Raw genomic sequence first — 18360 nt, forward strand, 5'->3', positions numbered from 1 at the left:
ATGTTTCCTTGAAAATCATGCGTGGGTCAGGGCTTCGCGCCAGCCCAGGCCGGCCTCGGTGGTGGTGGCGGGCTTGTATTCGCAGCCGATCCAGCCCGTGTAGCCGATGGCGTCGATGTGCTGGAAGAGCCAGGCGTAATTGATTTCGCCGGTGCCCGGCTCGTTGCGGCCGGGGTTGTCGGCCAGCTGGATATGGGCGATGCGCGGCAGGTGTTTTTGCAGCGTGGCGGCCAGCTCGCCCTCCATGCGCTGGGCGTGGTAGATGTCGTACTGGACGAAGGCGTTGCTGGCGTCCACTTCGTCCAGCAGGCCCAGCGCCTGGGCCGTGGTGTTTACGAAGAAGCCGGGGATGTCGTAGGTGTTGATGGGCTCGACCAAGAGGCGCAGCCCGGCCTGGCGCAGTTCCTGCGCGGCAAAGCGCAGGTTCTCCACCAGGGTGCGGCGCAGCAGCGCGGGGTCTGCCCCCTCGGGTGCCTTGCCGGCCAGGCAGTTGAGCTGCTGCACGCCCAGGGCCTGGGCATAGGCAATGGCCTCTACGACGCCCGCGCGGAACTCGGCCTCGCGCCCCGGCAGGCAGGCGATGCCGCGCTCGCCCGCGCCCCAGTCGCCCGCGGGCAGGTTGTGCAGCACCAGCTGCAGGCCATGGGCGTCGAGCTGGGCGCGGATCTCTTCGGCCGGCCAGGCGTAGGGAAACAGAAACTCCACGGCCGTGAAGCCGGCGCGTGCGGCGGCGCCGAAGCGGTCGATGAAGGGCAGCTCGGTGAAGAGCATGGTCAGGTTGGCGGCAAAGCGGGGCATGTGCGTGTCTCCTTGCGAATCTGTTCAGTCGAGCAGGCCGGCCAGTTCCAGGCCTGCGCGGCCGCCGGGGTGGCGGCAGTCGATGTCTTCGAACTCCTTGATCTGGTCGATCTCGGTGCCCATGGCGATGTTGGTGACCTTCTCCAGGATCACCTCCACGACCACCGGCACCCGGTGCTCGCGCGCCAGGGCCTGGGCTTCCTTCAGGGCGCCCGCGATCTGCTCGGGGTCGGTCACGCGCAGGCAGCGGCAGCCCAGGCCTTGCACCACGGTCTGGTGGTCCACGCCGTAGCCGCGCAGGTCGCCTTCGCCGGGCGGCACGTTCTGGTTCTCGAACGCGAGCTGCACGCAGTAGTCCATGTCGAAGCCGCGCTGTGCCTGGCGGATCAGGCCCAGGTAGCTGTTGTTCACCAGCACCTGCACATAGGGCAGGTTGAACTGCGCGCCCACGGCCAGCTCTTCCATGAGGAACTGGAAGTCGTAGTCGCCCGACAGCCCCACCACCGTGCGCGTGGGGTCGGCCGCCACCACGCCCAGCGCGGCGGGAATGGTCCAGCCCAGCGGTCCGGCCTGGCCGCAGTTGATCCACTGGCGCGGGCCGTAGACGTGCAGAAACTGCGCGCCCGCGATCTGGCTCAGGCCGATGGTGCTCACGTAGACGGTGTCGCGCGGGAAGGCAGCATTCATCTCCTCGTACACGCGCATGGGCTTGATGGGCGTCTCGGTGAAGTGCGACTTGCGGTGCATCAGCGCCTTGCGCTCGGCGCAGCGGCCGGCCCAGTCGCTTCGGTCGGGCAGGCCGCGCGCGTCCCGGCGCTCGCGCGCCACCTGCACCAACTGCTGCAGCGCGGCGCGCGCATCGCTCACGATGCCGAAGTCGGGGTTGAACACGCGGCCGATCTGCGTGGGCTCGATGTCGATGTGCACGAAGGTGCGGCCCTTGCAGTACACCTCGGGCGAGCCGGTGTGGCGGTTGGCCCAGCGGTTGCCGATGCCCATCACGAAGTCGCTGGCCAGCAAGGTGGCATTGCCATAACGGTGGCTGGTCTGCAGGCCGCACATGCCGGCCATGAGCGGGTGGTCGTCGGGAATCGCGCCCCAGCCCATGAGCGTGGGGATCACGGGCACGCCGGTCAGCTCGGCAAACTCCACCAGCAGGTCCGCCGCGTCCGCGTTGATGATGCCGCCGCCGGCCACGATCAGGGGCCGCTCGGCGGCCTCCAGCATGTCCAGCGCCTTTTCCACCTGCTTGCGCGTGGCGGCTGGCTTGTAGACCGGCAGCGGCTCATAGGTGTCGATGTCGAACTCGATCTCGGCCATCTGCACGTCGAAGGGCAGGTCGATCAGCACCGGGCCGGGCCGGCCCGAGCGCATCAGGTGGAAGGCCTGCTGGAAGGTGCGCGGCACCAGGGCGGGTTCGCGCACCGTCACGCTCCACTTGGTGACGGGCTTGGAGATGGACTCGATGTCCACCGCCTGGAAGTCTTCCTTGTAGAGGCGGGCGCGCGGCGCCTGGCCGGTAATGCACAGGATGGGAATGCTGTCGGCGCTGGCCGAGTACAGGCCCGTGACCATGTCGGTGCCGGCCGGCCCGCTGGTGCCCACGCACACGCCGATGTTGCCGGCTTTGGCGCGGGTGTAGCCCTCGGCCATGTGCGAGGCGGCCTCCACGTGGCGCGCCAGGATGTGGGTGAGCGACTGGCGTTCGCGCAGCGCGGCGTACAGCGGGTTGATCGCTGCGCCGGGCACGCCGAAGAGCTGGGTGATGCCCTCCTTTTCCATCACCAGAACGGCGGCCATGGCGGCCTTCATCTTTGCCATTGCGGGGTCTCCTGTCAGGGGTTGCGAAGTGATGGACTGGATGCTCCGCTCATTGCTTTCGCCCCGGAACCCGCATCCAGGGCATTAGCGTTATTCCCTTTTGGAATGCAATCGGCGGCAGGGCGCTGCCCATAATCGATTCCATGGATCGCCTTCTCGGAGTCAAACTGTTCGTGCGCGTGGTCGACCTGGGCTCGTTCAGCAAGGCCGCGGCCGAGATGGGCGTGGGCCAGCCCTCGGCCACCAAGCTCGTGGCCCAGCTCGAAAAGCAGCTGGGCTCGCGCCTGCTGCACCGCAGCACGCGCGGCGTCTCGCCCACCGAGATCGGCCGCCTGTACTACGACAAGTGCAAGCTCATCACCCACCATGTCGAAGAGGCCGAGACCGTGGCCGCGCTGCTGCAGTCGCAGGTGCAGGGGGGCTTGCGCATCAGCACCTCGGTGGCCTTTGGCCGGCGCGTGCTGGTGCCGCTGGTGATGCGCTTCATGCGCGAGAACCCGCGTCTGCAGATCGACCTGGTCTTCGAGGACCGCTATGTGAACCTGGTGGAGCAGGGCATCGACGTGGCCATCCGCATGGGGCGGCTGGCCGATTCGACCTTGGGGGCGCGCTACCTGGGGCTCAACCCCTGGGTGCTGGTGGCCTCGCCCGCCTACCTGGCACAGCACGGCATGCCGGCCACGCCGGAAGACCTGGCGCGGCACGATGCGCTGATCTACAGCACCGTGCAGGGCGATGCGCGCTGGCATTTCAGCAACGGAACGGGCGTGGCGCATGCGGTGCCGGTGGCGGGCCCGCTGCGTTCCAACAACCTCTCGGCGCTGCTGGCCGCCGCGCGCGGCGGCATGGGCATCGCGGCGCTGCCAACCTATGTGGCGCACAGTTCGCTCGAAGGCTGTGCCGTGGTGCCCCTGCTGCCCGGCTGGACCCTGCCGCCGCAGGAGATCCATGCCGTCTACCCTTCGCCGCGCATGGTGCCGGCCAAGGTGGTGAGTTTCATCGAATGGCTGCAGCAGCAGATGGGTGAGCGCTGGTGGGAAGTGCAGGGCGGCGATCAAGCTCCGTGAAAAGAAGCTACGCTTGCAGTCCCTTCACCGACTTGCTGCGGGCGCACCGCTTTTTCCGACCATGCGTGAGACCATAGAGACCCTCGAACCTTCCATGATCCGCGAGGTCGCCAATGCCGGCCTGGGGCGCGACGATGTGCTGGCCTTCTGGTTCGGCGAGAGCGATGAGGTCACGCCCGAGGTGGTGCGCAATGCGGCCATCGCATCCCTGCAGCGCGGCGAGACCTTCTACAGCCACAACCTGGGCCTGCCTGCGTTGCGCGAGGCGGTGGCGCGCTACACCAGCGCCCTGCACCCGGCCGTGGACGCGGGCCGCATCGCGATCACCTCGGGCGGTGTGAGCGCGCTCATGCTGGCCGTGCAGACCCTGGTGGATGCGGGCGACGAGGTGGTGGTGGTCACGCCCGTGTGGCCCAACCTGGTGGCGCAGCCGGTGATTTTGGGCGCGCGCGTGCGCACCCTGCCACTCACGGCCGCCGGCGGGCAATGGGGCTTGGACCTGGACGCCCTGTGCCAGGCCGTGACCGCGAAGACCCGCCTGCTCATCCTCAACGCCCCCAACAACCCCACGGGCTGGACGCTCACGCGCGCCGAGCAGCAGCGCATCCTGGACCATTGCCGCAGCACGGGCACCTGGATTTTGGCCGACGAGGTCTACGAGCGCCTGTACTACGAGCCCACCGAGAACCGCTGCGCGCCGAGCTTCCTGGACATCGCCAATGCCGACGACCGGCTGGTGGTGGCGCACAGTTTTTCCAAGAGCTTTCTCATGACCGGCTGGCGCCTGGGCTGGCTGGTGCTGCCGCCCGCGCTGGTGGATGGCATCGCCAAGGTCATCGAGTTCAACACCTCGTGTGCCAGCGTGTTCACCCAGCGCGCGGGGCTGGCCGCGCTGGAACACAGCGCCGAGATCACACCGCGCGTGGTGGCCCACCTGCAGACCTGCCGCGACACGCTGGTACCGCTTTTGGCCCAGGTGCCGGGCGTGAAGGTGGCGGCCGCGCGCGGCGGCATGTACGCCTTCTTCCAGATCGAGGGCGTCACCGATTCGCTGGCCCTGGCCAAGCGCCTGGTGGCCGAGGCCGGCCTGGGCCTGGCGCCGGGCAATGCCTTTGGCGCCGAGGCGCAGGGCTGGCTGCGCTGGTGCTTTGCCTCGCAAGACCCGGCACGCCTGGTCGAGGGCGTGCGCCGCCTGCGCACCTGGCTGGAGGCCAATCCGGTGCGCTGATTCCCGTTTCCCTTTACTGGGCGTCGGGTTGCTGGGCCGGGTGCGCCTGCTGGAAGGCCGGCAGCGCCTGGCAGCGCGCGTCGATGGCCACGAGCGTGGGGTAGGGCGACAGGTCCACCTCGAAGCGGCGGGCGTTGAAGATCTGGGGCACCAGGCAGCAGTCGGCCAGCGTGGGCGTGTCGCCAAAGCAGAACTGCCCGGCGCCGCTGCCGGCGGCGGTGAGTTCGGTCTCCAGCGCCGCAAAACCTTCGGCGATCCAGTGCTTGATCCAGTCGTTCTTGGCCGCTTCGGGCACACCCAGCGTGCCGCTCAGGTACTTGAGCACGCGCAGGTTGTTGAGCGGGTGGATCTCGCAGGCCACCACCAGCGCGAGCTGGCGCACGCGCGCGCGGTCGGCAGCGTTGGCGGGCAGCAGGGGCGTGCCGGGGTACTGCTCTTCCAGGTATTCGAGGATGGCCAGCGACTGGCTCACGCGCATGCCGTCCTCGCCGAACACCGGCACCAGGCCCTGCGGGTTGATGGCCTTGTACTCGGGCTTCAGTTGCTCGCCCCCGTCGCGCACCAGGTGCACAGGGATCTGCGTGGCCGTGAGGCCTTTGAGGTGGAGGGCGATGCGCACCCGGTAGGCGGCCGAGCTGCGGAAGTAGGTGTAGAGAATGCGGTCCATGGGCGGAATGATAGGCCTTAGCCGAGCGCCAGATACACCCGGCCGCCGTCGATGCGCACCGGGTAGGTGCGCACCGCCTCGGTCACGGGCTGGCAGGTGGGCGCGCCGCTGCGCACGTCGAACTTGCCCTGGTGCAGCGGGCATTCGATCTCGTGCCCGTCCAGGAAACCGTCGCACAGGCGCGCGTGGCCGTGGGTGCACAGGTTGTCGGTAGCGTAGACGCTGCCGTCCACGCCGTAGAGCGCGATGTCGCGCCCGCCGACGGCCAGACCGATGACGTCGTCCTGCGGCACCTCGTCGAAGGCGGCCGCATCGGTCCATTGCAGGGTGCTTGTTGCATCGCTCATGGTCGTTGTCCTAGATGGGGTAGATGATCGAGTTGGGGACCATTTCGCTGTCGAAGACGGCGAGCTTCTTCGCGAACTTCAGGCCCTCTGGCGTGTGCACCACCTCGTCGATGTAGCGCCCGGTGTTGAACACCGTGGACGCCTGCGAGAGCTTGGTGCGCAGCACGGCGTAGTTGGCTTCGCAGTGGATGCGCTCGCCCTCCACCCGGCGCACCACCGGCGCGCCGATGATGTGGCGCTGGTAGTAGGGGTCGTGGAACAGGGTCTCCTTGATGCCGTAGACCCGGTCCCGCAGCATGCCCTTGCTCTCGAACGACAGCGTGGCCAGCGGAAAGCCGCGCTCGTGGTTCTCGCGCGGCTGCAGGCGGTAGCTGCAGTCCTCGGTGAAGAAGCCGGGCCACAGGTCCCAGTCGCCCGAATCCACGGCGCTGGCGTAGTCGGCATAGAGCTGGGTCAGGGCGTAGTAGGTGGGGAAGTCCATCTCAGTCCTCCATCACTTCGCGCCAGTAGCGGTACATGCCGCGGATCAAGGTCTCGGTCACCATGTGGTCGGTGTCACCCACCTCGCGCCCACCCAGTTCGGCCAGCGCGCGGTGAAAGGGCTTTTGCTCGAAGCCCTGCTGCGAGAACTCGATCACCTCGCCATCGTCGGCCGAGACGAATCCCGCCGGGCCGAACAGGTTGGCCTGGCGCAGGCGGCGCTGGGTCATCTCTTCGGAGTCGTCTGCAAAACCGAAATGCGTCCACACGAAGTCGAAGGCGCCATGGCCCGCAGGCTGGATGTGGCGCGTGGAAACGCTGTTGACCTGCTGCTGCAGGATGACGCTGGGAAACAAGGTCATCATCACCGCCGTCGGCCCGCCCCACCAGGGCTCGGGCACGATATCGAGGAAGCGCGGGTCTTCGAGCTGCATGCTCTCCTTGAAGCTCGACACCTGCGTGACCTGGCCGGCCTTGCCCGCCTGGCCGCGCGTGGACACCATGGCCGCATGGCGGTGGCGTGCGTCCATCTTGAGTTCGCTCTTGTTGTCCGCGCGCCAGAGCCCGAAGGTCACGAACCAGGTGTGCAGCAGTCCCGGGTGGTAGGGGTCCTTGATGTTCTCCTGCATCAGCTTCCAGTTGCCGGGAATGCGCTGGCGGCTGTAGCCCAGCAGGGTGAGTTGGCGGCCGTTGAAAAGGCGGTCGAAGTAGCCGAGGATCTCGGGGCCGAGGAAGTCTTCAAACGATTCCACTCCGTGGTCGAACGAAGCGAACACCACACCGCCGCGCGTGGCCACCTTGAGCTTGTTCAGCCCATGGTCGGCCGGGTTGAAGTCGGCCGGCATGCCGCCGTGGACCTTGCCGTCCTGCTTCACGCCGCGGCGAAACGGCACGCCCTGCAGCTCGCCCTTGAGGGTGTAGTTCCATTGGTGGTAGGGGCAGACTAGCTCCTTGCGGTTGCCCGAGCGCTCGCGGCAGAACTGCATGCCCCGGTGGGCGCAGACGTTTTCGATCACGTTGATGCCGCCTTCGGCATCGCGCACCATGACGACGGAGCGCTCGCCGATCACCGTGCGCTTGAAGTCGCCCGCATGAGGGATCTCGGCTTCGAGCCCCACATAGCACCAGTGCTTCTGGTAGAAGAAGCGTTCGAGCTCCTTGCGGTGCAGTTCCTCGTCGGTATAGACCTTGAAGGGAATGCGGTTCGTGCCCGCGCCCTCCCACCGGGCCTGCGCCGGAAAGACCGTGCTGGGGTCGCTGCTCATGTCTGTCTCCTTGTTTGCTTGTTTGTTTCTTGTGGGGGCCAGTGGGGCGGTGTCAGTTATTCATTGCGCTCCGCGCCCCCGCGGCGCATGAAACTGGCGCGGCCCAAGCCAGTGCCCCCGTGCAAGGGCCGCCAAGCCGCGTAGGCGGCGCTTCGCTTGCGTGCACCGGGGGCGTCCCCCTCCCGCATTGCGCAGCAATGCGAGAGAGGGGCTGAGGGCCGCGGCTCCAAGCCTGCCTGCGCAGGCTTGGACGTGCCCGAAGGGCCACCGCCTCTGGCGGTGGCACCGAGGCGCGAAGCGACTCAGGGGGTGTTTCACTTCAGGACCAGTGGTGCGGCACGGCCGGTGAACGCGGCCGGGGCGGTACCAGCGCGCCCAGCACCTCCCACAGCGGGGTCATGCTGTCGCCGCCGATGCGCTCGTAGTAGGCCTTGCGCGCGGCCAGGGTTTCGGCGGAATGGGTGCGAGGCTGTTCCATGGGGCTTCCTTGAGCGATCAAGTGCCGCTCGCGTAAAAGGCATCGGCGTAGATGTGAGCGGTCGGTATGCCCAGGCGGCGCACCAGCAGCGCGGTGGCCTCCACCATCGGGGGCGCGCCGCACAGGTAGGCGCGAAATCCGGCCAGGCGGGGCCAGTCTGCGGCGATGGCCTCGGTGACCAGGCCGCTGCGGCAGCCCAGGGCACGGCCCGAGGCCAGCACGGTGTGCACCGTGAGGGCAGGGTGCGCGCGTTGCAGCGCGGCCAGCCAGTCCAGGCCGTAGACGTCGCGCTCCGAGCGCACACCGAAGTACAGGTGCACCGGGTTGTGCATGCCCGCCGCGAGCGCGCCGCGCACGATGGACAGGATGGGCGCCAGGCCCGTGCCACCCGCCACGCAGAGCATGGGGCCGTCGTGCCGGCGGCGCAGGTAGGCGGAGCCCAGCGGGCCGCTCACGCGCACGGCGTCGCCCACCTTCAGGTCCTGGGCGATGTAGCCCGTGACGCGCCCCTCGGGCACCAACCGCACGTGGAACTCCAGCGCGCCATCACCGGCCAGCCCGGCCATGGAATAGGGGCGCGCATGCGCGGGCGTGAACTGCAGCTGTGCGTACTGGCCCGGCGAAAAATCGAGCGGCTTGGCCGGCTGCAGGCGCAGGCGCTTGATGTCGTGGGTGGCGTCCTCGATGGCGAGCACCGTGGCCTTGAGCGTGCGCGCCGTGTGCACCACCACCTCGTCGGGCTCGACGATCTCCACCGTGCAGGGCTCGGTCACAAAGGTCTGGCAGGCCAGTACATGGCCATCTTCATCCGCCCCCACGGCCGGTGGGCGCTGCAACTCGCGGCCGGCATCGAGCACCGTACCCTGCACGACCTTGCAGCGGCAGGTGCCGCAGCGCCCGGCCATGCAGCTGTACGACACGGGCACATCGTTGGCGCGCAGGGCCTCCAGCAGGTTCACGCCGGGGGCGACGTGCAGGGTGCGCCCCAGCGGGCGGACGTGGATTTCCATCGTGCGTTGTCTCTTGTCGTCGCCATGTTCTTGTGCGACGGATGATCCAGGGCACCAGAAAATCAGTCAACGCGATGGAGTGAATGTTGAATATCATTGAAATCAATATTCATGAAGGCAGGCCATGGAACTCAAGGACATCGACCTCAACCTGCTGGTGGTCTTCAACCAGCTGCTGGCCGAGCGCAAGGTCTCCAAGGTGGCCGAGAACCTGGGCCTGGGCCAGCCCGCGGTGAGCAATGCCCTGGCGCGTCTGCGCCGGCAGTTCGACGACCCCCTGTTCCTGCGCACGGCCAGCGGCATGCAGCCCACGCCGTTCGCCGAGCAACTGGCCGAGTCGGTGGGCTATGCGCTGGGCATGATCCATGGCGCCGTCAACGCGCGCAACGCCTTCGATCCCGCCACAGCCCAGCGCAGCTTCACCGTGGGCATGACCGATATCGGCGAGATCTATTTTTTGCCGCAGCTCATGCAGCGCATCGGCGAACTGGCGCCGGGCGTGGCCATCAGCACGGTGCGCAACACGGCGGTGAACCTCAAGGATGCGATGGAGGCGGGCCAGGTGGACCTGGCCATCGGCCTGTTGCCGCAGCTCAAGGCCGGCTTCTTCCAGCGCCGATTGTTCGAGCAGGACTATGTGGTGCTGTTGCGCCAGGGCCACCGGCTGGCGCGGCGCCGCCCGCTGCGCGTGACCGACTTCTTTGCGGCCGAGCATGTGGCCATCGTCTCGGCCGGCACGGGCCACGGCCAGGTCGACGAGATCCTGGACCGCCACACGCCCCAGCGGCAGGTGAAGCTCCAGGTGCCGCACTTCGTGGCCATCGGCCACATCCTGCAGTCCTCCGACCTCATCGCCACCGTGCCCGAGCGGCTGGCCGCGCGCATGGTGGCGCCGTTCGGGCTGGTGGCGCGGCCGCACCCGGTGAAGCTGCCGCGCATTGCCATCAACCTGTTCTGGCACGCCAAGTACCACAAGGACCCCGCCAACCAGTGGCTGCGCACCCTGGTGTTCGACCTGCACTCGGACTACGCAGGTCAGGCGTCCGGCTGAATTCAGTGACGCAATCCTCCTTGGGGCGCGCAGCGCCCCAAGGGGTATCAAACAATGCGCAGTTTCAGGTTCGGAAAGCGGTCGATGTGGATCTCGATCTCGTCGCCTTGGACCACCGGGCCCACGTTCTCGGGCGTGCCCGAGTAGATGATGTCGCCGGGCTTGAGCTCGAAGGCGCGCGAAAGGCGGCTGATCTGCTCGGCCACCGACCAGATCATGTGCTGCAGCGTGGCGCTCTGCTTGGTCGTGCCGTTGACCTTGAGCCAGATATCGCCACTGGTGATGTGGCCCACCTGGCTCACCGGGTAGAGCGGGCCCACGGGCGCGGACTGGTCGAAGGCCTTGCCGATCTCCCAGGGCTTCTTCTGGTCGCCCATCTCGCGCTGCAGGTCGCGGCGCGTCATGTCCAGGCCCAGCGAATAGCCGAACACATGGTCCAGCGCCTTCTCGACCGGGATGTCGCGCCCGCCCTTGGCCAGGGCCACGACCAGCTCCACCTCGTAGTGGTAGTTCTTGGTCAAGGTGGGGTAGGCGTGGTCGGCCACCACGCCGGGCTGCACGAACTGGATCGCGTCGGCCGGCTTCTGGAAGAAGAAGGGCGGCTCGCGCGTCGGGTCCGAGCCCATCTCGCGTGCATGGGCCGCGTAGTTGCGGCCGATGCAGTAGACGCGGCGCACGGGGAACACCTGGTCGCTGCCCACGATGGGAATCGTGGTCTGCGGCAGGTCGAAGGGGGTGGCGGCGGCCTTGCTGGCGCCTGCGGGCAGGGCGCAGCCGGCAACGGCGCCGGTGGCGAGGAGGGCGGAATGGGTCAAGATAGTGCGTCGGGGTTGGTCCATGGGTCGTGTCTCCTTGGGTTGTTGTCGTGGTGCTTCTGTGATTGTTGGAGCGCCCGGCGCGCGCAACTTGCACGCAGCTACGCCGAAACTGGACACAGTCCACACCGCCGCGCGGCCGCTACCATTGGCGCATGCCCTCGCCGCACCGCCCCAACGCCCATGCCCGCCTGTACGGCATGCAGGAGCGTGCCGAGCACCTGGACTTCGACATCCGTTTCCAGGGCGCGCGCGACGTGCTGAGCCGGCCGCACCGGCACGAGTATTTCCAGATCCAGGTGAGCCTGGAAGGCGGCGACCGGCAGGTGGTGGGCACGGCCACGCGGCCCTTCGGCACGGGCACGCTGAGCTTTGTGCTGCCCTACCGCATGCACGTGGTGCCGCACCCGGTGGGGGCGCGCTACGCCATCATCAATTTCGACCAGCGCTTTCTCTGGCCCGAACTCGACGTACCCGCGCTCGATCTGGAGGACGTGGCCATGGCGCAGTACCCGGAGCTGGCGCCCTTTCTGTTCCAGGAGCACCTGGATTTCACCTTCGGCCCCGAGGACTTCGCACAGATCCGCCAGTGGCTCGATGCCCTGGTGGCCCACAACCAGCCGCGCACGCTGGGCTCGGCGGCCAGCATCCGCGGCCTGCTGCTGCAGCTGCTGGGCCTGGCCTGCACGCGCTTTGCTGCCGACCTGCATGCCCAGGCCGCGCGCCACCACCGGCAGGGCGGCGTGCACCACGACGCCCTGCAGCGCGCGCTGCGCCACCTGCGCGAGCACTCGCACGAGGACATTGCGCTCACCGACACGGCAGCGGCCGTGGCGCTGTCGCCCAACTACCTCGCGCACCTGCTCAAGAAGCAGACGGGCCGCACCTTCACTGAATTGCTGACCGAGCGGCGCCTGGAGCATGCGCGCGAGCTGCTGGCGGGCTCCGACACGCTGATCCGCGAGATCGCGCACCAAAGCGGATTCCATGACGAGGCCTACTTCAGCCGCCGCTTCCGGCAGGACGTGGGTGTGACCCCGCGCCAGTTCCGCCAGCAGGCCCGCAGCCGCAGCTGAGCCTCACCCGGGAAGTGGAAGGCCCGCGCGGTCGCCGAGTGCGTGCAGCGCGGCGCGCAGGCCCGGTGGCAGCGGAATGCCGTCAAGGCTGCGCTGCTGTTCGCACACGGCCTGGCGCTGGCCCGGGTAGCGTGCACCGGGGCCGCCGGCCTGCAAATAGGTCTGCAGCCAGGCCGCCACGCTGGCATCGAAGGCCTCGCGCCCGGTGGCCAATGCGGGGTTGATCACCAGGGCGAAGGCGCTGGCATTGGCCGCGGACCCTGCCGTGCCGCTGGTCGCCTCCGGCGCGATGCCGCCCATGCTCGCAGCCAGGCACTCCACCAGCATGGCCAGGCCCAGGCCCTTGTGGCCGGCAATCGGCTGCATGGCACCTTGCAGTGCCCGCACCGGGTCGGTGGTGGGTTGGCTGTCGGGCCCCAGGGCCCAGTCGGGCGGGATGGTCGTCTGGCCCTCGCGCGCCGCCTGGGCCACATGGCCGCGCGCCACCACGCTGTGGGCCATGTCGAACACCAATGGGGCCCGGCCCGTGGCCGGCAACGCAAAGGCCAGGGGGTTGTTGCCGATCACCGGGCCGTTGGCGCCGGGCAGGGCCATCACCGGTGGCGTGCGCTGGCACAGCAAGGCGAAGAAGCCCTGCTCGGCCGCGGCGGCCACGTACACGGCCAGCGCGCCCAGGTGCCCCGTGGCGCGGATGTGGCAGGCCACCAGTGGCTGCTGGCGCGCCCGGGCCAGGGCCTCCTCGACGGCATGGGTTGCCTCCACCTGGCCCAGGCCGCCGCCGCCATCGCAGCGCAGCCAGCCGGGGGCTGTTTCCTCGGTGCGGGGCCGGGCCTGCGCGTTCACCTCGCCGCTGGCCAGCCGGTCCACATAGCCGGGCAGGCGCGCGATGCCATGGGTGTCGATGCCGCGCAGGCTGGTGCGCACCAGCAGCCGCGCGGTGAGCGCTGCGTCGGCGCTGCCCACGCCCTGGGTGGCCAAGACGGCGCCGGCCCAGTCCTGCAGAGCCGTCGCGTCCACCGAACTCATTCCACCGTCACGCCGGCCTTCTTCACCAGGCGGGCGTAGCGCTCCTGCTCGGTCTTGAAGAACTGCAGCGAGGCTTCGGGCGACATGGGGTTGATGATGTTCTCCTGCTTGGCCATGGCCTCCTTGGTTTCGGGCATGGCGAAGGCGGCCACCACGGCGCCATGCAGGCGCTTGACCTCGGCGGGCGGCAGCTTGGCCGGGCCGACCACGGCGAACCAGCCGGCCACGTCCACGTCGGGAAAGCCCTGTTCGGCAATCGTCGGCAGATCGGGCAGCGAGGGTACGCGCTGCTTGCCCATGATGCCGATGGCGCGCAGTGCGCCGGCCTTGAGCTGGCCCTGCACGGCGGGCAGTGCCACCGCGCCGATCTCGACCTGGCCGCTCATCAGGTCCGTGACCATGGGGCCCACGCCCTTGTAGGGAATGTGGCGCACCTCCACGCCCGCCGCTTCCATGAACATGGCACCGGCCAGGTGGATGATGGTGCCGTTGCCCGAGGAGGCGTAGTTGTAGCCGTCGGGCTTGGCCTTGAGCAGGGCCTGCAGCTCCTTGGCATTCTTCGCCGGGATCTTGGGATTGACCACCAGCACAAAGGGCGTGGCACCCACCACCGAGATCGGTGTGATGTCGCCCACGGCATCGAAGGGCATCTTCTTGAACACGCTGGGGTTGACCACGTGGTTGTTGGACACCACGCCCAGCGTGAGTCCATCGGCCGGCGCCCGCACGATGACCGAGGCGCCGGTGATGCCGCCCGCCCCCGGCAGGTTCTCGATGGCCACGGGCTGGCCACCCAGCGCCTTGATCAGTTGCGGCGCGGCGGCGCGCATGATGGTGTCCACCCCCGAGCCGGCGCCCACGGGCAGCACCATGCGGATGGGCTTGTCGTTGGCGCGCACGGACGCGGCGGCGCCGCACAGCGCCAGACCGGCAAGCAGCAGGGCGGCGCGGCGGCGTTGCGGGAAGGGGAGGGTGGTGGTTGGCATGGTGCTTGTCTCCTGGGTTCTTGTAGGGTGGTGGCAAAGGGTCAGGCCGGTACATGGCGGGCGAGGCCGGCGAGGATTTCCTCGGTGTGCTCGCCCACGCGCGGCAGCGGGCGGCGCACGCCGGGGCGGCGCCCGTCCATGCGCAGGGGCAGCAGCACCACGTCGGTGGTGCCGCCGTCGTCGGTTTGCATGGGCACCAGGCCGCCGCTGGCCTGGAGGTGGGGGTCGTCCATCAGTTGGTCGGGCCGTACGATGGGCGCGTAAGGAATACCGGCGGCTTCCAGCCGGGGCGCGAGGTCCTGCACGCGGTGGTGCTGCAGGATGGCGCCGAGCTTGTGCAGCAGCTCCGGGCGCACCGCCACGCGCAGCGCGTTGGTGGCCAGGGCCGGGTCGGCCGCGAGCTCGGGTGCCTCGATCACGCGGCACAGCGTGAGGAACTGCTTGTCGCTCACCGCGCCGATGAACAGCTGCTCGCCGCCGGCCAACGTGAACACGTCGTACACACTCCAGGCCGACACGCGCGAGGGCATGGGCGGCGGTGCCTCGCCCGTCATGGCGTATTGCTGCATGTGCTGCGCGGCCAGGAACACGCAGTTCTCGAACAGCGCGCTCTGGATCTCCTGGCCACGGCCCGTGAAGTCGCGCTCGCGCAGCGCGGCCAGCACGCCGATGGCGCCGAACATGCCGCCCATGATGTCGTTGACCGAGGTGCCCGCGCGCAGCGGCCGACCGACCGGGCCCGTCATGTACGACAGGCCGCCCATCATCTGCACCACCTCGTCCAGCGCCAGCCGGTTCTCGTAGGGGCCGGGCATGAAGCCCTTGTGCGTGACATAGATCAGGCGCGGAAAGCGCGCGGACAGGGTGGCGTAGTCCAGCCCGAAGCTGGCCATCAGCCCGGGGCGGAAGTTCTCCAGCACCACATCGCAGGTGCCTGCCAGTTCGGCCGCGGTGGCGCGGCCTTCCTCGGTGGCGATGTCGATCACCACGCTCTTCTTGTTGCGGTTGAAGGAGCGGAAGAAGCCGATCCCCAGGCCCGGCAGGTCGCGCGTCTTGTCGCCGCCGGGCGGCTCGACCTTGATGACCTCGGCCCCCAGGTCGGCCAACACCATGCCGCAGGTGGGGCCCATGACCATGTGGGTGAATTCGAGGACGCGCACGCCCGTGAGGGGCAGGCGGGGTTCGGTGGGGGCGCTCATGGCGGTTTTCCTTGTAGGGCAGGGTCAGGCCGGCACGGCGGCCGGCTGGGGAAAGGTCTTGGGCAGGCCGGCGCGCCACAGCGTGCCGTGCAGGGTCTCGCCCGCCAGCCAGCCGGCCACCTGGCCGCGCAGGGCCAGCAGCCCGGCGATGTCGATGCCGGTGGCGATGCCCATGCTGCCCAGCAGGTAGGCCAGGTCTTCGGTCGAGACATTGCCGCTGGCACCGGGCGCATGCGGGCAGCCGCCGATGCCGGCCAGGCAGGCATCGAAGCGGTCCACGCCCACTTCGAGCGCGGCGTAGACGTTGGCCAGGCCCAGGCCGCGCGTGTCGTGGAAGTGGCCGCACCAGAAACGCTCGCCCGCAATGCGCACGGCGTCCTCGAACAGGTCGCGCACCATGGCCGGGTCGGCATAGCCCACGGTGTCGGCCAGGCTCACGCGGTCGGCGCCAGCGTCGAGCAGGGCCTGCATCAGGCGCAGCACCTCGGTTTTGTCCACGGTGCCCTGCAGCGTGCAGCCAAAGGCCGTGCCCACGCCGCCTTCGATCAGGGTGCGGCTACCGGCGGCATCGCGTGCGGCGCGGATGCGCGCCACCTCGGCCACCACCTCGTCGGGCGTCTTGCGCAGGTTGGCCAGGCTGTGGGCGTGGCTGGCCGACAGCGGCACGATCATCAGGTCGGCACCACCTGCAATCGCGCTCTCGGCGCCGCGCAGGTTGGGCACCAGCACCGAGGCGAACAGCCCCGGCAGGGTCTTGGCATAGGCCAGCAGCTCGCCCGTGTCCGCGAGTTGCGGCAGCAGCCGCGCGGGCACGAAGGAGCCGACCTCGATCTCGCGCTGGCCAGCGGCATGGGCGGCGTGGATCCAGGCGCGCTTGTGTTCGGTGGGCAGGATGGTGGCAATGCTCTGCAGGCCATCGCGCAGGCCGACTTCGCGGATGGTGGCGGCGCGGGGCAGGCGGGCGCTCGTGGGGGGCATGTCGTTGTCTCCAGATCTTGGATGGCACTGTAGACATTCCCGATGCGTTGCAAAAGCGGTATTCTGGAAGCGATAGCGTTCCATATCGGAATGTTAGAGCACCACCGCTTTCTTCGATGCGAGACCTCGACCTCACCACCTTGCGCCTGTTTGTCGCCGTCTGCGAGGCGCGCAACATCGCCCGCGCCGCGGAGCAGCACCACATCGTGGCCTCGGCCATCAGCAAGCGCCTGGCGCAGCTGGAGCAGCAGGTGGGCCACACCTTGATCGACCGGCGCCGCCGCGGCGTGGTGCCCACGGGTGCGGGCGAGATCCTGCTGCAGCACGCCCGCGCCATGCTGGCCGCGGGCGACCGCGTGGGGCGCGACATGGCGGCCTATGGCAACGGCATCACGGGGCAGGTGCGTATCCTGGCCTCGGTGTCGTCGATTGCCGAGTTCCTGCCCGACGACATCGCTGCCTTCTTGCAGGCGCCGGCGCACCGCGACATCCGCGTGGACATCGAGGAAGCGGTGAGCAGCGAGCTGGTGCGCAGCCTGCGCGAGGGCGTGGTGCCCGTGGGCGTGTGCTGGGACGCGGCGGATCTGCAGGGCCTGCAGACCCGCAGCTACCGGCGCGACCACCTGGCCATCATCACCCCGTTGTCGCACCCACTGGCGCGGCGCAGGCGCTGCGCGTTCGAGGACACGCTGGCGTTCGACCACGTGGGCCTGCCCGCATCGACCGCCGTGCACACCATGCTGGCGCGCGCGGCGGCCATCATCGGGCGGCCCGTCAACTACCGCGCGGTGGTCAGCACCTTCGATGCGTCCATGCGCTGCGTGCGCGCCGGCCTGGGCATTGCCGTGGTGCCGCGCGAGGTGGCCGCGCCCGTGGCCGCGAGCCTGGGCGTGCGTGTGCTGCCGCTCACGGACGGCTGGGCGCAGCGGCGCTTCACCGTCTGCTTCCACGACGAGAAGAAGCTCTCACCCGCCGCGCGCATGCTGGTGGAGCACCTGCACCAAGCGGCGGTGCTGGCGGAGGAAAGTCAGGCAGCCGGGTAGAGGTTGCGCACGCGGGCAAACAGCCGCACCAGGCCCAGCAGGGCGTCGATGTTCGGGGTGGCCTCGCCCACGCGCTGGCCGATCTCCTGCACCGCGGCCACGAGGGCGTCGATCTCCAGCGCGCGGCCGGCCTCCGCGTCCTGCAGCATCGAGGTCTTGAACGCGCCGAGCTTGCGCGTGAGGGCATGGCGCTCCTCGGGGCTTTGTGCGATGGGGCAGCCGATGCGGGCGCCGATGCGCCCGGCCTCCTGCATCGCAGCCGAGCAGAAGCCGCGCACCAGGTCATCGTCGAGCAGCCGGTCCACCGTGGCACCGGTGATGGCCGAGACCGGGTTCATCGTCATATTGCCCCACAGCTTGTACCAGATGTCGTAGCGCACGTCGGCCGAGTGCGTGGCCTCGAAGCCCGCGTGGTTGAGCAGGTCGGCCAGGCGCTGCACGCGCTCGCTCTGGCCGCCGCCGGGCTCGCCGATGAGCAGGCCGCGGCCCATCTTGTGCAGCACCAGGCCGGGCTCGGGCGTGGAGGTGGCGGCATGCACCACGCAGCCCACCACCTGCGCCAGGGGAATGGCGCGCGTGATCTCACCGCCCGGGTCCACGCTGGCCAGCGGCGCATCGCCAAAGCCCGGCAGCCCCTGGCAGAACCACCAGGGCACGCCGTTCATGGCGGGCAGCACCAGGGTCTCGGGGCCGAGCAGCGACGCGATGCCCTGCGCCACGCCCGCCAGCGCGGGGCCCTTGACGGCGATGACCACCAGGTCTTGCACGCCGAGGGAGGCCGCCTGGTCGGTGGCGTGCGCGGGCGCCTGCACCAGCCCGTCGGCCGTCTGCAGGCGCCAGCCTTTTTCGCGCAGGGCGGCCAGCGTGGCGCCGCGCGCCACCGCGCTGACCTGGGCGCGCCCTGCCGCGGCCAGCCGCGTGCCGATGAACCCGCCGATGGCGCCCGCGCCGATGATGCAAACCTTCATGGATGTGCCTGTAGTGGATGGACAAGGCGCGCGAGTCTGCACGGCTTGGCCGCTCCC

At 69.2% G+C, this 18360-nt stretch carries 19 protein-coding genes; 5 read left to right on the top strand and 14 right to left on the bottom strand.

The window, feature by feature from the left end; translation table 11 throughout:
- Positions 1-15: 15 nt before the first annotated feature.
- Together hyi and gcl are read right to left on the bottom strand one after the other, a co-directional pair.
- On the bottom strand, positions 16-798 hold the full coding sequence (gene hyi / locus HNP48_RS12250) for a hydroxypyruvate isomerase (RefSeq protein WP_184857219.1): 783 nt from the start codon (positions 796-798) through the stop codon (positions 16-18).
- A 24-nt stretch (positions 799-822) separates the two neighbouring features.
- Positions 823-2619: a glyoxylate carboligase gene (gene gcl, locus HNP48_RS12255; RefSeq protein ID WP_184857220.1), complete on the bottom strand. Its 1797-nt coding sequence runs from the start codon at positions 2617-2619 to the stop codon at positions 823-825.
- A gap of 143 nt (positions 2620-2762) precedes the next feature.
- Between gcl and HNP48_RS12260 the strand changes: the two genes are divergently transcribed.
- Positions 2763-3686 carry a LysR family transcriptional regulator gene (locus HNP48_RS12260; protein WP_184857221.1) on the top strand — a complete coding sequence of 308 codons (924 nt, stop codon included), beginning with the start codon at positions 2763-2765 and terminating at the stop codon, positions 3684-3686.
- A gap of 13 nt (positions 3687-3699) precedes the next feature.
- A complete protein-coding gene (locus HNP48_RS12265; protein WP_409362553.1) occupies positions 3700-4914 on the top strand; it encodes a pyridoxal phosphate-dependent aminotransferase in 1215 nt (404 codons plus the stop codon).
- 13 nt (positions 4915-4927) lie between these two features.
- Here the strand turns inward: HNP48_RS12265 and maiA are convergent, their stop codons facing one another.
- The 6 genes from maiA to HNP48_RS12295 all read right to left on the bottom strand — a co-directional run bounded on the left by maiA (position 4928) and on the right by HNP48_RS12295 (position 9161).
- Entirely contained in the window at positions 4928-5581 is a 654-nt protein-coding gene (maiA, locus tag HNP48_RS12270; protein ID WP_184857223.1) for a maleylacetoacetate isomerase, read from the bottom strand.
- 17 nt (positions 5582-5598) lie between these two features.
- Positions 5599-5928, bottom strand: coding sequence for a non-heme iron oxygenase ferredoxin subunit (locus HNP48_RS12275; RefSeq protein WP_184857224.1), 330 nt, complete (start codon positions 5926-5928; stop codon positions 5599-5601).
- 10 nt (positions 5929-5938) lie between these two features.
- The gene (locus HNP48_RS12280) at positions 5939-6409 is read right to left on the bottom strand and encodes a nuclear transport factor 2 family protein (protein WP_184857225.1); all 471 of its coding nucleotides are present in this window, start codon (positions 6407-6409) and stop codon (positions 5939-5941) included.
- A gap of 1 nt (position 6410) precedes the next feature.
- The gene (locus HNP48_RS12285; protein WP_184857226.1) at positions 6411-7673 is read right to left on the bottom strand and encodes an aromatic ring-hydroxylating dioxygenase subunit alpha; all 1263 of its coding nucleotides are present in this window, start codon (positions 7671-7673) and stop codon (positions 6411-6413) included.
- A 319-nt stretch (positions 7674-7992) separates the two neighbouring features.
- Positions 7993-8151, bottom strand: a complete 159-nt coding sequence (locus tag HNP48_RS12290) for a hypothetical protein (protein ID WP_409362554.1) — start codon at positions 8149-8151, stop codon at positions 7993-7995.
- 17 nt (positions 8152-8168) lie between these two features.
- Entirely contained in the window at positions 8169-9161 is a 993-nt protein-coding gene (locus HNP48_RS12295; RefSeq protein ID WP_184857227.1) for a 2Fe-2S iron-sulfur cluster-binding protein, read from the bottom strand.
- Positions 9162-9285: 124 nt separating this feature from the next.
- Between HNP48_RS12295 and HNP48_RS12300 the strand changes: the two genes are divergently transcribed.
- Positions 9286-10212 carry a LysR family transcriptional regulator gene (locus HNP48_RS12300; protein WP_184857228.1) on the top strand — a complete coding sequence of 309 codons (927 nt, stop codon included), beginning with the start codon at positions 9286-9288 and terminating at the stop codon, positions 10210-10212.
- 47 nt (positions 10213-10259) lie between these two features.
- On the opposite strand, the gene HNP48_RS12305 is transcribed toward HNP48_RS12300, so the two are convergent.
- Positions 10260-11051 carry a fumarylacetoacetate hydrolase family protein gene (locus tag HNP48_RS12305; RefSeq protein ID WP_184857229.1) on the bottom strand — a complete coding sequence of 264 codons (792 nt, stop codon included), beginning with the start codon at positions 11049-11051 and terminating at the stop codon, positions 10260-10262.
- A 131-nt stretch (positions 11052-11182) separates the two neighbouring features.
- Between HNP48_RS12305 and HNP48_RS12310 the strand changes: the two genes are divergently transcribed.
- Positions 11183-12103, top strand: coding sequence for an AraC family transcriptional regulator (locus HNP48_RS12310; RefSeq protein WP_184857230.1), 921 nt, complete (start codon positions 11183-11185; stop codon positions 12101-12103).
- 3 nt (positions 12104-12106) lie between these two features.
- On the opposite strand, the gene HNP48_RS12315 is transcribed toward HNP48_RS12310, so the two are convergent.
- Genes HNP48_RS12315 through HNP48_RS12330 form a run of 4 tightly spaced genes read right to left on the bottom strand, consistent with a single transcriptional unit; the run spans position 12107 to position 16292 of the window.
- Positions 12107-13129, bottom strand: coding sequence for an Ldh family oxidoreductase (locus HNP48_RS12315; RefSeq protein ID WP_184857231.1), 1023 nt, complete (start codon positions 13127-13129; stop codon positions 12107-12109).
- Positions 13126-14115 carry a tripartite tricarboxylate transporter substrate binding protein gene (locus tag HNP48_RS12320; protein WP_184857232.1) on the bottom strand — a complete coding sequence of 330 codons (990 nt, stop codon included), beginning with the start codon at positions 14113-14115 and terminating at the stop codon, positions 13126-13128. Before HNP48_RS12320 ends, HNP48_RS12315 begins: the two co-directional genes overlap by 4 nt.
- Positions 14116-14156: 41 nt before the next feature.
- Positions 14157-15314 (bottom strand): CaiB/BaiF CoA-transferase family protein, encoded by a 1158-nt coding sequence (locus tag HNP48_RS12325; protein ID WP_184857233.1) that lies wholly within the window; start codon positions 15312-15314, stop codon positions 14157-14159.
- A gap of 24 nt (positions 15315-15338) precedes the next feature.
- A complete protein-coding gene (locus HNP48_RS12330) occupies positions 15339-16292 on the bottom strand; it encodes a hydroxymethylglutaryl-CoA lyase (RefSeq protein ID WP_184857234.1) in 954 nt (317 codons plus the stop codon).
- A 116-nt stretch (positions 16293-16408) separates the two neighbouring features.
- On the opposite strand from HNP48_RS12330, the gene HNP48_RS12335 reads away from it, so the two are divergent.
- The gene (locus HNP48_RS12335) at positions 16409-17335 is read left to right on the top strand and encodes a LysR family transcriptional regulator (protein ID WP_184857235.1); all 927 of its coding nucleotides are present in this window, start codon (positions 16409-16411) and stop codon (positions 17333-17335) included.
- On the opposite strand, the gene HNP48_RS12340 is transcribed toward HNP48_RS12335, so the two are convergent.
- On the bottom strand, positions 17320-18303 hold the full coding sequence (locus HNP48_RS12340) for a 2-dehydropantoate 2-reductase (RefSeq protein WP_184857236.1): 984 nt from the start codon (positions 18301-18303) through the stop codon (positions 17320-17322). The genes HNP48_RS12335 and HNP48_RS12340 overlap by 16 nt on opposite strands.
- Positions 18304-18360: the final 57 nt, after the last annotated feature.

This window comes from Acidovorax soli (assembly GCF_014207955.1).
In the GTDB taxonomy this organism is placed as follows: domain Bacteria; phylum Pseudomonadota; class Gammaproteobacteria; order Burkholderiales; family Burkholderiaceae_C; genus Acidovorax; species Acidovorax soli_A.

Excerpts from the sequence above, each read along its gene's own strand:
- HNP48_RS12330 (WP_184857234.1), bottom strand. The coding sequence starts at position 16,292 with ATGCCCCCCACGAGCGCCCGCCTGCCCCGCGCCGCCACCATCCGCGAA.
- HNP48_RS12320 (WP_184857232.1), bottom strand. The coding sequence starts at position 14,115 with ATGCCAACCACCACCCTCCCCTTCCCGCAACGCCGCCGCGCCGCCCTG.
- HNP48_RS12300 (WP_184857228.1), top strand. The coding sequence starts at position 9,286 with ATGGAACTCAAGGACATCGACCTCAACCTGCTGGTGGTCTTCAACCAG.
- HNP48_RS12280 (WP_184857225.1), bottom strand. The coding sequence starts at position 6,409 with ATGGACTTCCCCACCTACTACGCCCTGACCCAGCTCTATGCCGACTAC.
- HNP48_RS12295 (WP_184857227.1), bottom strand. The coding sequence starts at position 9,161 with ATGGAAATCCACGTCCGCCCGCTGGGGCGCACCCTGCACGTCGCCCCC.
- HNP48_RS12305 (WP_184857229.1), bottom strand. The coding sequence starts at position 11,051 with ATGGACCAACCCCGACGCACTATCTTGACCCATTCCGCCCTCCTCGCC.
- maiA (WP_184857223.1), bottom strand. The coding sequence starts at position 5,581 with ATGGACCGCATTCTCTACACCTACTTCCGCAGCTCGGCCGCCTACCGG.
- HNP48_RS12290 (WP_409362554.1), bottom strand. The coding sequence starts at position 8,151 with ATGGAACAGCCTCGCACCCATTCCGCCGAAACCCTGGCCGCGCGCAAG.
- HNP48_RS12260 (WP_184857221.1), top strand. The coding sequence starts at position 2,763 with ATGGATCGCCTTCTCGGAGTCAAACTGTTCGTGCGCGTGGTCGACCTG.
- HNP48_RS12325 (WP_184857233.1), bottom strand. The coding sequence starts at position 15,314 with ATGAGCGCCCCCACCGAACCCCGCCTGCCCCTCACGGGCGTGCGCGTC.
- HNP48_RS12340 (WP_184857236.1), bottom strand. The coding sequence starts at position 18,303 with ATGAAGGTTTGCATCATCGGCGCGGGCGCCATCGGCGGGTTCATCGGC.
- HNP48_RS12310 (WP_184857230.1), top strand. The coding sequence starts at position 11,183 with ATGCCCTCGCCGCACCGCCCCAACGCCCATGCCCGCCTGTACGGCATG.
- HNP48_RS12335 (WP_184857235.1), top strand. The coding sequence starts at position 16,409 with ATGCGAGACCTCGACCTCACCACCTTGCGCCTGTTTGTCGCCGTCTGC.
- hyi (WP_184857219.1), bottom strand. The coding sequence starts at position 798 with ATGCCCCGCTTTGCCGCCAACCTGACCATGCTCTTCACCGAGCTGCCC.
- HNP48_RS12275 (WP_184857224.1), bottom strand. The coding sequence starts at position 5,928 with ATGAGCGATGCAACAAGCACCCTGCAATGGACCGATGCGGCCGCCTTC.
- HNP48_RS12315 (WP_184857231.1), bottom strand. The coding sequence starts at position 13,129 with ATGAGTTCGGTGGACGCGACGGCTCTGCAGGACTGGGCCGGCGCCGTC.
- HNP48_RS12285 (WP_184857226.1), bottom strand. The coding sequence starts at position 7,673 with ATGAGCAGCGACCCCAGCACGGTCTTTCCGGCGCAGGCCCGGTGGGAG.
- gcl (WP_184857220.1), bottom strand. The coding sequence starts at position 2,619 with ATGGCAAAGATGAAGGCCGCCATGGCCGCCGTTCTGGTGATGGAAAAG.